Origin of the sequence: Acinetobacter sp. GWC1_38_13 (assembly GCF_001767535.1) — a bacterium.
Taxonomy (GTDB): domain Bacteria; phylum Pseudomonadota; class Gammaproteobacteria; order Pseudomonadales; family Moraxellaceae; genus Acinetobacter; species Acinetobacter junii.
In genome coordinates, this window is the sequence record NZ_MELG01000132.1 from 23,811 (window position 1) to 36,673 (window position 12,863).

Genomic DNA, 12,863 nt, shown 5'->3' on the forward strand with positions numbered 1-12,863 from the left:
CATTTGTGCTGCAATAATATGACGAATTTGCTCTTCACTTTGCCCATCTCGTTGACTTGCGCGTTCCAGTTGAATGTGCTCACTCGCATCGATCAATAAAGTATGATGAACAAGTTCATGTTGATTAGTTTCAAACAAAAGCGGTGAGACTAAAATGACATAGGGGCTTTCAGCTTGTTGTAATTGTTGAATGATAGATTGGCGAATAGCGGGATGTGTGATTTTTTCTAATGTCATACGTGCTTCAGGATGGCTGAAGATATGTTCTCTCAAGGCTCGACGATTTAAAGTTCCATCTTCTAATAGAACCCAATCTCCAAAAGCACGGTGTATTTCTTTTAAAGCAGGTTGATTTGGTGCTACGACTTCTCGAGCAACAATATCTGCATCTATTACAACAATACCTTGGGACTCAAACCATTGGGTTGCAGCAGATTTACCACTCCCAATACCACCCGTAATCCCCAAGATAAATGTCATATTAACCCCCAAGATACACTTTCATAATTTGCTCACCCCATAGAAAGGCAATCCAACCAGCAATTGCAATATAAGGACCAAATGCAAAAGGTTGATTTTCACCGCGCATTTTCATCAGCATAATACCAATAATTGCACCTACCATAGAAGAGAGTAATACGATGAGGGGTAACATCATCGGACCCATCCATGCACCAAGGGCGGCAAGCAGTTTAAAATCTCCATAGCCCATGCCTTCTTTGCCGGTGATGATTTTAAATAGGAAATACACAATCCAAAGACATAGAAAACCGATTAAATAGCCCCAGATCGCAGCACTAGCCGTTGTATAGATTGCAAAAGTATTAATACCTAGACCTAATGCTGCTAAAGGTAGCGTAAATCGATCAGGTAGTAATTGTGTATCAAAATCAATAAAAGTGAGTGCAATAAGTGTCCACGTTAGAATTAAGCCGAACAGCATCTGAATTGTTGCACCGAATACTGCCACAACGATCAATGAACAGATCATAGTAAGTAGTTCAATCAGCGGGTAGCGAATGCTAATTGGATTCTGGCAAGTGCCACATTTACCACGGAGTGCTAACCAACTAATAAGAGGAATATTTTGGAACCATTTAATTGGCGTTTGACACTTAGGACAGGTTGAAACTGGCTGACTTAATGTTAACTTGCTCTGATCTATGATCGGCTGTTCAGGGTGTAAAAGCATTTGGCATTCTTGATGCCATTCTTGCTCCATCATTTTTGGAGTGCGAAAGATCACAACATTTAAAAAACTGCCGATGCACAGGCTGATTAATCCAACTGCAAGGTAAAGTGCAGTTGGATTTTCAATAAAATAAGTAAAAACAGAAAGCATTTAGACACCAAGTTAACCGACAACGGAACCCATTTGGAAGATTGGAAGGTACATAGCGACAACTAAACCACCAACAAGAATACCTAGGATTGCCATGATTAATGGTTCCATCATCGAAGTTAGACCATCAACTGCGTTGTCGACTTCATTTTCATAGTGTGTTGCGACTTTATCTAGCATTGAATCAAGCGCACCAGACTCTTCACCAATGGCGACCATTTGAATTGCCATCGCAGGGAAGCGGTTTGAAACACGCATAGCAAATTGCAGTTGTTGTCCAGTTGCAACATCTTCTCTAATCTTAAGTACGGCTTCTTCATAAACGACATTATTGGTTGCGCCTGCTGTGGACGTAAGCGCATCAATTAATGGAACGCCCGCCGCAAATGTTGTTGCTAGTGTACGACTGTAGCGAGCAATAATTGCTTTATATACGAGATCACCAAAGATTGGCAGTCTTAAAGCAAGTTTATCTAAGCCATCTCTAAATTTTTTACTGCGTTTTTTAGCTTCTAGAAATGCAGCAATAATTGCACCAATAACGATAATTAGAATGAACCAATATTCTTGCATCCATTGAGACATACCGACAACCATTTTGGTAAATGCGGGTAAGTCTGCACCAAATGAACTAAACAGATCTTGGAAAACAGGGACTACTTTCACCATCAAAATAATTGTAACGATCACAGCAACTACAATCACTGTAATCGGATACTTCATTGCTTTTTTAATTTTTTGTTTGAGTAACTCACTTTTTTCCTTATATACCGCGACACGATCTAGCATAGTCTCAAGAGCACCCGACTGTTCCCCTGATTCGACGAGTGAACAAAATAAGGTATCGAAGTATTGAGGGTATTTTTTTAAAGCGCCAGCGAAAGTATTACCACCTTCAACTTCACTTTTTAATCCTAATACGACCTCACGCATAGATGGGTTTTCTAAACCTTCTGCAACAATTTCAAAGCCTTGTACTAATGGTACACCCGCTTTCATCATTGTTGCTAATTGGCGTGTGAAAACCGTGATATCCAAAGTCGTTACTTTTTTCTTCATAAAACCTTCGAGAATATTTTTACGTTTTTCTCGAATGTTTTTAATCGTCACACCTTGTTTACGTAATGTGACTTTTGCTAAAGCCATATTACGTGCTGGAAGTTCCCCTTTAATTTTTGCCCCTTTACGATCGACCCCTTCATAGGCAAAAGTAGGCATCATTTGCGCTTTTTTCGCTGCCATGACCATTAATCCTTTTTATTGATTTTATTCACTTGTTACTCGGTTAACTTCTTGCAAAGAGGTGATCCCTTGCATGACCTTTTTTAAACCAGAACGGCGTAGATTATTGAAACCAGCCTTTTCAGATGCTGCTGCAATTTGTAATGCATTTCCATCTTCCATAATAATCTTGGAAATCTCGGGTGTCACTTTCATTACTTCATAAATACCGACACGCCCTTTATATCCTTCACGACAAGCATCGCAGCCGACAGGTTGAAAAATTTGAAAGTCTGGGTTAGCTAAATCTTGTTCAGTGAAGCCCATTTCTAAAAGGCTCTGCTTAGGAATCTCGATAGGTTGTTTACATTCCGAGCATAGACGACGAGCTAAACGTTGAGCAATCACGAGATTAACAGAAGTTGCAATATTGAAAGAGGGAACCCCCATATTGCGTAATCGTGTGAGTGTTTCAGGAGCGCTGTTGGTATGTAGGGTCGACATCACCATGTGACCTGTTTGAGCTGCTTTAATTGCAATTTCAGCTGTTTCCAAGTCACGAATCTCACCGACCATGATGACATCAGGATCTTGACGTAAAAAAGCTTTTAATGCTGCTGAGAAAGTTAAACCTGTTTTAGGGTTGACGTTAACTTGGTTAATACCTTCTAAGTTAATTTCGACGGGATCTTCTGCGGTCGAAATATTGGTATCTTCTGTGTTTAATATATTTAAACCTGTATACAACGATACAGTTTTCCCTGAGCCTGTTGGACCTGTAATCAGAAGCATACCCTGAGGCTTGTCTAATGCACTCATAAAGAGTTCTTTTTGTTCATCCTCATAGCCTAAGGCTTCAATACCTAACATTGCGCTTGAAGGATCTAAGATACGAAGAACCAGTTTCTCTCCAAATAAAGTTGGAAGTGAGTTAACACGAAAATCAATCGCTTTAGTTTTAGAGAGTTTTAGTTTGATACGACCATCTTGAGGCATACGCTTTTCAGAAATGTCCATTTGAGACATGACTTTTAAGCGCGAGGCTAAACGAGTTGCGAGTTGTAATGGTGGGTTAGCAATTTGTCTGAGTACACCATCCACACGATAACGCACGCGATACATTTTTTCATAAGGCTCAAAATGTAAGTCAGAGGCTCCCATGCGAATCGCATCAATCAATAACTTGTTGATATATTTTACGATAGGAGATTCTTCTTGATTATTTGTATCCTCATCCTCAGTCGTGTTGTTTGTATCAGTCGTTGCAACATCAACATTATCTAAATCAAAGTCGTCATTTTCCCCAAAATCGAAACTGCCGCTATCTCCAAATTGCTGATCAATCAGTTTTTCGAGTTTATTGTGCTCAACAATCACAGGTTCGATATTCAATTTGGTATTGAACCTGATTGCGTCTAATGCATCAATATTCGTCGGGTTGCTGGTCGCAACATACAAAATCTGACCACGTTGAATGAGTGGAACAACACGATGTTTTTGAATCAGTTTGCTGTCAGTTATTTCACGAGGTAATAGAGCTGTATCAAATACAGCAAGATCAAAGAGTGGCTCACCAAACTCTAAAGATATGCTTTCCGCAATTGTCAGAGGTGATAGACGATGATGTTCAATTAAGTGAGCAACAATATCTTGTTGTGCTTTTTTTGCAGCATCAATCGCACTCTGCATATTTGATGCAGCAATGTGACCATCATCGACTATGCGTCGAATAAACCCCGAAAATTTTGGAGACGTATGTATTCCTGACATCTGTCCGCCTTATGACAATATGGTTATAATAGCTATATATCAAAATTATACTTTCGTTACGTAAAATTACTACCATTGAAAGTGTCGTTTTTGACTTGATTAAGCTTTAAAACTTTGAACTGATCGAATCTTTTGCAAATTTATTTTTATCATAAACTTGTAGTTATGATGTTTTGAATAAATAAATGTCTCAGCCAACAAAATCCACTTTGGTTAAACTGATAATACTCTTTTTCATCCCATAGTCACTGCTTTAAATTCAAACGATATAAAAAAACTGAATTTTCTAAAAAACTGTGTAAAATATGCAGCATTTTTTAGAATTTATTCGTAGGTTGGCGGAGTATGTCGAATTCGACCATTACCCCTTGGGTTGTTGGCAATTGGAAAATGAATCCAATGCATGCTGACGCTTTAAAATTAATAGAAGAATTTAAACTGTTATTACAACAGGAACCTATTTCTCAAGCGGCATGTCATATTGGTGTTTCTCCAGTATCGATTGCGCTTACAAATATACAAGCACATTTAGCTGAATTTAATCGAACAATCTATACGGTCGCTCAGGACGTTTCCAAAATTGCTGGCACAGGGGCGTATACGGGTGAGGTCAGTGCTGAATTGCTAAAAGATAGTCAAATCGAATTTGTACTGATTGGACATTCTGAGCGTCGAGAATTATTTGGTGATAATGTAGAAATCATCAAGGCTAAACTCAACAATGCTTTAAATGCAGGATTGACTGTGATTTATTGTGTTGGTGAAAGTTTAGAGCAGCGCGAGCAGGGCGCTGCTGAACAAGTTGTATTACAACAAATTTGTGATATCGCAGCGATTGTGAAGCCTGATCAATGGCAGCATATTGTGGTCGCTTATGAGCCGATTTGGGCGATTGGCACTGGAAAGACTGCTTCTCCTGCTGATGCGCAAATGATGCATGCAAAAATTCGTGAAGGTTTAAAACAAATCACACCTTTCGGAGCAAATATTGCTATTTTGTATGGCGGAAGTGTGAAAGCTGAGAATGCTGTTGAATTAGCTGCATGTCCAGATATTAATGGCGCTCTGGTTGGTGGTGCATCACTCAATGCGCAATCCTTCTTCCAAATCGCAAAAGCTTTTGTTCAAAGCAAATAACGAGGAATAGAAATGTATAGTTTTATACTCGTTGTACATATCATTTTGGCAATTTTGATTATTGCTTTGGTTCTTGTACAACAAGGTAAGGGTGCTGAAGCTGGCGCATCTTTTGGTGGTGGCGGTGCTGCCACAGTATTTGGTGCTTCGGGTGCAGGTAACTTCTTGACCCGTTTAACTGCTATTTTTACTGCATTATTTTTTGTAACTAGTTTGACCTTGGCTGTGTTTGCTAAAAAACAAACGACAGATGCATATACGCTTAAATCAGTTCAAACGACGACAACAGCTCCTGCCTCATCGTCTGAAACTTCATCAAACGCGCCAAAAACAACTGAATAAGTTGATTTAGGACTTTTCTTTTTCGCTTTAAACGAATAGAATGCGTCCCACAAAGCTGCGGTGGTGGTGGAATTGGTAGACACGCTACCTTGAGGTGGTAGTGCTTTCGGGCGTGGGGGTTCAAGTCCCCCCTTCCGCACCAAACTTAATAACCAGTAAGTTTGGTGTATGCAGTGTTTTGTTGATGCGGGATGGAGCAGTCTGGTAGCTCGTCGGGCTCATAACCCGAAGGTCGTTGGTTCAAATCCAGCTCCCGCTACCATTTGATTAAGGTGCAACTTAATCAAGCAAGTATGAAAACTTGAATTGACTTTTTTTCATATTTGTATATAATTTTTGCACGTTGATGCGGGATGGAGCAGTCTGGTAGCTCGTCGGGCTCATAACCCGAAGGTCGTTGGTTCAAATCCAGCTCCCGCTACCAAGTTTCTTAAAAGAGGCTCACAATAAGGTGGGCCTTTTTGCACAGTGGGCAATGCTTTTCTGTGTAACATAGGGGCGATTTACGCCCTTTTTTATTGGTTGTTTAGCTATCGTGTAGTGTTCGACATCAATTGGTCAAATAGTCGTGCTTCACTATACGGTTAAGATTGATTGGCTCGCATGAGAGCGACGAGAGTAAATGAAATTATCAAATAAATCTCAAGCATTGCATGATCTTATCGCGCCAGCTGTAGCTGCGTGTGGTGTAGATCTGTGGGGGATTGAATTCCTTCCACAAGGAAAGCGTTCTTTATTACGTATTTATATCGATAAACCTGTCGATGAGAACGCAGAACCTATTCTGAATGAAGATGGTGAATTAGAACAAGGGCGTGGTATTGGCGTTCAAGATTGTGTACTCGTTACACAACAAGTGGGTGCAATGCTTGATGTTCATGATCCGATTTCTGGTGAATATGCTCTTGAAGTATCATCGCCTGGTTGGGATCGACCATTTTTCCAATTAAATCAATTACCAGCATATATTGGACAACAAGTGGCTTTACGTTTGATTGCTGCCGTCGAAAACCGTCGTAAGTTTCAGGCGAAATTACTTTCTGTAGATTTGGAAAATGAACTGATCCAAGTTGAAGTGGAAGGTAAACACATGCTTGAAATTGATAGCAATAACATTGATAAAGCAAATTTAATCTATCAAGACTAATATTAACTTAATTTTATAAGAAATCGGTAGGTGACTTATGGGCCGCGAAATTCTTACCGTTGCAGAAACGGTTAGTAATGAAAAAGGTGTTAGTCGTGAAGCGATCTTCCAAGCGTTAGAGCAAGCCCTTGTTGCAGCAACGAAGAAAAAGTTTTACGAAGGTACACATTCAGAAGAAGCTCAACTTCGCGTTGAGATTGATCGTAAAACAGGTGATTACCGTACTTTCCGTCAATGGACTGTTGTTGCGGACGAAGATCATGAAATGCCAGCTTGCCAAGATGCAATTTCAGATGTAGATCCATCGAAATGGTCGATTGGTGATGTGCGCGAACTTGAAGTTGAGTCAATCGAGTTTGGTCGTATTGCTGCACAGATCGCAAAACAAGTGATTGTACAAAAGATTCGTGAAGCTGAGCGTGCATTGGTTGCTGATGCTTATGAATCGAAAGTCGGCGAGTTGATTTACGGTGAAGTGAAAAAGCAAACGAAAGATGGCTTTATCATTGATCTGGGCGATAACGCAGAAGCTTATTTAGCGCGTGAAGAAACGATCCATAAAGAAATTTTGCGTCCTAAACAACGTATCAATGCAATTTTATATAGCGTGAATCGTGAAGGTCGTGGCGCACAACTTTTGTTGTCTCGCTCACGTCCAGAAATGCTGATTGCATTGATGAAAAAAGAAATTCCTGAAATTTCAGAAGAAATCATTGAGATTAAAGCAGCAGCACGTCAACCAGGCGTTCGTGCTAAAATTGCAGTGAAAACTAACGACCACCGTATTGATCCTGTTGGTGCTTGTATTGGTATGCGTGGTACACGTATTCAAGCAGTACAACAAGAGTTAAATGGTGAGCGTATCGATGTTGTGGTGTGGTCTGATGATCCAGCGCAATATATCGCAAGTGCTTTAGAGCCAGCAGATGTATCTGGTATCGTATTAGATGAAGATGCACGCAGTGCAGACATCATTTTTGCGACCAATGATCAATTGGCGCGTGCGATTGGTTCACAAGGACAAAATGTTCGTTTGGCATCTGAATTGACGGGTTATAAACTCGACATGATGTTAGAAGAAGAGTATCGTGCTCGTCAGCAAAATGAAGCTCAACAATATCTCGATATGTTTGTTTCTCGTCTTGATATTGATGAAGATTTAGCAATGGCATTGGTTGAGATGGGCTTTACTTCATTAGAAGAAATTGCTTATGTTCCAGCTGAAACATTTGATGAAATCGAGCTTGAGGCTGATTTAGTTGAATTGTTACAAAGTCGTGCGAAAGAAGCTGCATTAACGGATGCGTTAAAACAGCAAGAAAATATTCAAGAGCCAAGTGCAGAACTTCTCGGTATGGAAGGTATGACGACTGAGATTGCATATGCATTGGCGGCGCGTGGTGTGATTACGATTGATGATTTGGCTGACCAAGCGACTGACGATATCTCAGATATCGAAGGTTTAGGTCATGACAAAGCAGGTCAGTTAATTATGAAAGCACGTGAATCATGGTTTAATTAGGAGATAATAGATGACGGACAAGTCGATTCAAGAGTTAGCGCTCAGCGTAGAACGTCCTGTAGAGAAACTCCTAGAGCAGGTTCGCGATGCAGGTCTACCACAGCGTAAAGCAGATGACATCATTACCACTGAACAGCAAGATACTTTGGTCAATTATTTGAAAAAAGTACACGGTCAGGAAAGTGGTAACACAGGAAAAATTGCGTTGAAACGTAAAACAACGAGTACTGCTAAAGTAACAAGTACATCGGGTAAAGCTAAAAACATTAATGTTGAAGTGCGCAAAAAACAAGTATTTGCGAAACCGAGCCCTGAGTTACTTGCAGCAGAAGCAAAAGCGCGAGCTGAAGCTGATCAGAAAGTACGTGTTGAACAAAAAACACGTGTTGAAGCTGAACAGAAAGCCCGTGATAGTGCTGAGCAAAAAGCTAATGCAACTTTAGAAGCAATGCGTGCAGAGCATACTTCTGACAGTTCAACACAAGCACCAGCTAAAACAGCTGTTGTCGTTAAAAAACGTAACAGCGACAAGATTATTAAAGCACCTGTTGTTAAGCCAACAGAAACGCCAGAACAGAAAAAAGCTCGTGAAGCTCAAGCGGCTCAGTTAAAAGCTACTGAAGAAGCTGTACGTCGTAAAGCTGCTGAAGAAGCACAACAGCGTACACTTGAGCAAATGCGTAAAATGGCATCAAAATATTCAAATGATGATGCTACGACTACGATTCGCGTGATTGATGACTCTCCTTTAGCTGCTGGTCTTGTTGGTCAAGCATATGAAGATTCATTCAACAAAGAAGACCGTGAAATCAAACGTGGTGGTGCAACTGCAAATCCGCGTGCTGGTAAGAAAAGCGGTCGTGGTGGCGATGCTCAAGCAGAGCAAAGTTTCAGTAAGAGCCATCACAAGCGTGGTTTGAAAACGAGCCAAGCGAATAAACATGGTTTTGAAAAACCTGTTAAGAAGCAGATTTATGATGTTGAGATCGGTGAGAAAATCATTGTTGCTGATCTTGCTCAAAAAATGGCAGTTAAAGTCCGTGAAGTAATCAAAACACTCATGAAAATGGGTGAGTTAGTTACTCAGAACCAAGCAATCGATCAAGATACAGCTGTACTTGTCGTCGAAGAGTTGGGTCATAATCCAGTTCTAGTTTCTGATACTCAAGCGGAAGACAACTTACTTGAAGCTGCTGAAGAAGCACGTGGTGAGCAAACAACTCGTCCGCCTGTTGTAACAATTATGGGGCACGTTGACCATGGTAAAACGTCATTATTAGATCGTATTCGTCGCTCTAAAGTGGCAGCTGGCGAGGCGGGTGGTATCACTCAGCACATTGGTGCTTACCATGTTGAAACTGAGAAAGGTATTATTACTTTCCTAGATACGCCTGGACACGCAGCGTTTACGTCTATGCGTGCTCGTGGTGCGAAAGCAACAGATATCGTAGTTCTAGTTGTTGCTGCTGATGATGGTGTAATGCCACAAACAGCGGAAGCGATTGATCATGCTCGTGCAGCGGGTACGCCGATCATTGTTGCAATCAACAAGATGGATAAAGAATCAGCTGACGTTGACCGTGTACTTAATGAGTTGACTACAAAAGGTATCGTGCCTGAAGAATGGGGCGGTGATGTTCCAGTTGCGAAAGTATCTGCGCATTCAGGTGCTGGTATCGATAGCTTACTTGACCTTATCTTGATCCAAGCAGAATTGATGGAGCTTAAAGCTTCAGCAGAAGGCGCGGCACAAGGTGTAGTAATTGAAGCGCGTGTTGATAAAGGTCGTGGTGCAGTTACTTCTATTCTAGTACAAAACGGTACTTTGAATATTGGTGATCTTGTATTGGCTGGTTCATCTTATGGCCGTGTACGTGCGATGTCTGATGAAAATGGTCAACGTATTACTTCGGCTGGACCATCAATTCCAGTTGAAATTTTAGGTTTACCTGAAGCACCAATGGCGGGTGATGAAGTTCTAGTCGTAAATGACGAGAAGAAAGCACGTGAAGTTGCTGATGCTCGTGCAGATCGTGAACGTCAAAAACGTCTTGAACGTGCAAGCTCTATGCGTCTTGAAAACATCATGGCGTCTATGGGTAAGAAAGATGTTCCAACTGTGAATGTTGTACTTAAGACTGATGTACGCGGTACTTTAGAAGCATTACATGTTGCACTTGATGAGTTATCTACTGATGAAGTGAAAGTACGTGTAATTGGTTCAGGTGTTGGTGCGATTACAGAATCTGACGTTACTCTTGCAGAATCTTCTGAAGCTGTTTTATTAGGCTTTAACGTTCGTGCAGATAACACAGCGCGTCAAAAATCTGACCAAGATGGTATCGACATTCGTTACTACAGCGTTATCTATCAATTAATTGATGACGTGAAAGCAGCAATGAGCGGTAAACTTGCTCCTGAACATCGTGAAACAATCTTGGGTGTTGCTCAAGTTCGTGAAGTGTTCCGTTCAAGTAAGTTTGGTGCTGCTGCAGGCTGTATGGTAATGGAAGGTGTAATCCACCGTAACAAACCAATCCGCGTCTTACGTGATGATGTGGTTGTATTCCAAGGTGAGCTTGAGTCATTACGTCGTTATAAGGATGTAGTAGAAGAAGTTCGTGCTGGTATGGAATGTGGTCTTGCGGTTAAAGGTTATAACGACATCAAAGAACTTGATAAAATCGAAGTTTATGATGTTCAATTGGTTAAACGGAGTCTTTAATGGCGGGTAGCCAACGCTTAAAGCGCATGGCGGATTCAGTACAACGTGAGTTGTCAGAGTTGATCCGTCAGGAGCTTAAAGATCCACGCTTAGGTGGTCTAGTGACCATCTCTGCGGTCAAAGTCAGTGCTGACTTAGGATATGCTGAAGTTTATGTAACCGTGATGGGGCGTGAGCTTGGTGATGAGCAAAGTGAAGCAGCAAATAAAGAAACTTTAGATGTATTAAATAAAGCATCTGGTTTCCTGCGTCATGAGCTAAGTCGTCGTATTAAGACACGTATTACCCCTAGATTGCGTTTCCATTATGATAAAACCAATGCATATGGTAACTACATGTTTGGTTTGATCGCGGAAGCTGTCAAGGATCTGCCTGAACAAGGGCAAGAAGATAAAGAATAAATTTAAAAAAGCCACCTTCGGGTGGCTTTTTTACGATGAGAATATATTGTTTAAATCACAAGATTTAGTTCTGATCTTCTTTATTTGCTGTACGACGATAACGTTGCCACGGTAGCGGACGATTTAAAGCTTCTGGAACATCACCACTGGTTGAACGCAAACGTAAATGAATTGCAGCTTGTGCCATTAAATTTGCAGATACTGGGGCAGTAATAAAGGCAAATAAAGTAATCAATAATTCAGCAAAACCGAAACGACCTTGAGTCGCTCCAAATACCATAGCTGCAATTAAAAAACTACCTAAACCTAGTGTGCTTGATTTTGTGGGTGCGTGTAGGCGCATAAATAAATCAGGTAAACGAATCATGCCGATGGAACCCACCAGCATAAAAAACGCACCAAAAATCAAAAAGAAGGAAATAATTATTTCAAAAACAAATTGCATGATATATCTCCTTAATCGATCACATGACCCGTTGTAAAGTAACGAGCAAGAGCCGCAGTTGACACAAAGCCCAACATGGCAACCAGTAGTGCGCCTTCAAAGACATTCGTGCTGACCCAATACACACCTAAAACGATAATTAGACAAGTCGCGTTCAGGAAAAGCGTATCCAACGCCAATAATCGATCAATCACTGATGGTCCTATGATTAAGCGAATTAGGCAAAGAAACATAGAGATCGTAATCGCAATTAAGCAAATACCAAGAGCATAAGGCAAGATTGTCATTGTTCTACTCCTTGCATTGGCTTGACATTAAAAATCTCCAATAAAGGTGTTTCATATCTATTTTTGATTTCTTGAATATCAACTTCTGCATTATCTGAACTGAGTGCATGAACTAGAATATCACCTCGCTCTTGATCAATACCTGCTGAAACTGTACCTGGTGTTGTGGTGATGATCATCGCCAGTAATGTATTAACTTCTTCATGTTCCGTTTCAAGCGGTACTCGATACCATTTAGGTTGTAAGTGATCTATCGGTCCAAGCACCATCCGTGCAACACGAAAGTTTGAAATCACGATATCCCAAAACACAACAAACAATAATTTGATAGCAGGTATCCAATGTATATGTGGTGTGCGTGCGATAAAAGGGCGTACTAATCGCGGAATAATAATGGCTAACAAGGTAGCTAGAAATAATGTCGATAGTTCAACGCTTCCTGACAACATTAACCAACTGAGAAATACCATAAATGAAACAAATGGGTGTGGAAACCACCGATCAAGCAAAGTGATTTTTTGCAT

At 40.7% G+C, this 12,863-nt stretch carries 13 protein-coding genes and 3 tRNA genes; 9 read left to right on the top strand and 7 right to left on the bottom strand.

The window, feature by feature from the left end:
• The 4 genes from coaE to pilB form a co-directional block, all read right to left on the bottom strand.
• Positions 1 to 480: dephospho-CoA kinase (gene coaE / locus A2003_RS14720; RefSeq protein ID WP_286687566.1), on the bottom strand; the 480-nt coding region annotated here is incomplete at its 3' end.
• Between the two features lies 1 nt (position 481).
• The gene (locus A2003_RS14725; RefSeq protein WP_286687567.1) at positions 482 to 1,342 is read right to left on the bottom strand and encodes a prepilin peptidase; all 861 of its coding nucleotides are present in this window, start codon (positions 1,340 to 1,342) and stop codon (positions 482 to 484) included.
• Between the two features lie 12 nt (positions 1,343 to 1,354).
• Positions 1,355 to 2,584: a type II secretion system F family protein gene (locus A2003_RS14730; RefSeq protein WP_151690733.1), complete on the bottom strand. Its 1,230-nt coding sequence runs from the start codon at positions 2,582 to 2,584 to the stop codon at positions 1,355 to 1,357.
• A 24-nt stretch (positions 2,585 to 2,608) separates the two neighbouring features.
• Entirely contained in the window at positions 2,609 to 4,333 is a 1,725-nt protein-coding gene (pilB, locus tag A2003_RS14735; RefSeq protein WP_004958615.1) for a type IV-A pilus assembly ATPase PilB, read from the bottom strand.
• Between the two features lie 345 nt (positions 4,334 to 4,678).
• Here pilB and tpiA point away from each other — a divergent pair, with 345 nt between their 5' ends.
• The 9 genes from tpiA (at position 4,679) to A2003_RS14780 (ending at position 11,607) form a co-directional block, all read left to right on the top strand.
• Positions 4,679 to 5,470, top strand: a complete 792-nt coding sequence (tpiA, locus tag A2003_RS14740; protein ID WP_286687568.1) for a triose-phosphate isomerase — start codon at positions 4,679 to 4,681, stop codon at positions 5,468 to 5,470.
• Between the two features lie 12 nt (positions 5,471 to 5,482).
• The gene (gene secG, locus A2003_RS14745; protein ID WP_004916847.1) at positions 5,483 to 5,812 is read left to right on the top strand and encodes a preprotein translocase subunit SecG; all 330 of its coding nucleotides are present in this window, start codon (positions 5,483 to 5,485) and stop codon (positions 5,810 to 5,812) included.
• Between the two features lie 57 nt (positions 5,813 to 5,869).
• Positions 5,870 to 5,954: transfer RNA gene (locus A2003_RS14750), tRNA-Leu, on the top strand.
• 43 nt (positions 5,955 to 5,997) lie between these two features.
• Positions 5,998 to 6,074: transfer RNA gene (locus A2003_RS14755), tRNA-Met, on the top strand.
• An 85-nt stretch (positions 6,075 to 6,159) separates the two neighbouring features.
• Positions 6,160 to 6,236 (top strand) — tRNA-Met (locus A2003_RS14760).
• A 198-nt stretch (positions 6,237 to 6,434) separates the two neighbouring features.
• Positions 6,435 to 6,959: a ribosome maturation factor RimP gene (rimP, locus tag A2003_RS14765; RefSeq protein WP_286687569.1), complete on the top strand. Its 525-nt coding sequence runs from the start codon at positions 6,435 to 6,437 to the stop codon at positions 6,957 to 6,959.
• 37 nt (positions 6,960 to 6,996) lie between these two features.
• Positions 6,997 to 8,481 carry a transcription termination factor NusA gene (gene nusA / locus A2003_RS14770; RefSeq protein ID WP_004916840.1) on the top strand — a complete coding sequence of 495 codons (1,485 nt, stop codon included), beginning with the start codon at positions 6,997 to 6,999 and terminating at the stop codon, positions 8,479 to 8,481.
• Positions 8,482 to 8,491: 10 nt separating this feature from the next.
• On the top strand, positions 8,492 to 11,206 hold the full coding sequence (gene infB, locus A2003_RS14775) for a translation initiation factor IF-2 (protein WP_004957499.1): 2,715 nt from the start codon (positions 8,492 to 8,494) through the stop codon (positions 11,204 to 11,206).
• Positions 11,206 to 11,607, top strand: a complete 402-nt coding sequence (locus tag A2003_RS14780) for a ribosome-binding factor A (protein ID WP_004916834.1) — start codon at positions 11,206 to 11,208, stop codon at positions 11,605 to 11,607. The genes infB and A2003_RS14780 overlap by 1 nt, the downstream gene beginning before the upstream one ends.
• Positions 11,608 to 11,671: 64 nt before the next feature.
• Here A2003_RS14780 and A2003_RS14785 read toward each other — a convergent pair whose 3' ends face one another.
• The 3 genes from A2003_RS14785 to A2003_RS14795 are packed head-to-tail and all read right to left on the bottom strand — an operon-like array spanning position 11,672 to position 12,863.
• Entirely contained in the window at positions 11,672 to 12,052 is a 381-nt protein-coding gene (locus A2003_RS14785) for a Na+/H+ antiporter subunit G (protein WP_005403578.1), read from the bottom strand.
• A gap of 11 nt (positions 12,053 to 12,063) precedes the next feature.
• On the bottom strand, positions 12,064 to 12,339 hold the full coding sequence (locus A2003_RS14790) for a monovalent cation/H+ antiporter subunit F (RefSeq protein ID WP_004916826.1): 276 nt from the start codon (positions 12,337 to 12,339) through the stop codon (positions 12,064 to 12,066).
• Complete coding sequence (locus tag A2003_RS14795; protein WP_286687570.1) at positions 12,336 to 12,863, bottom strand: Na+/H+ antiporter subunit E; 528 nt, start codon at positions 12,861 to 12,863, stop codon at positions 12,336 to 12,338. Before A2003_RS14795 ends, A2003_RS14790 begins: the two co-directional genes overlap by 4 nt.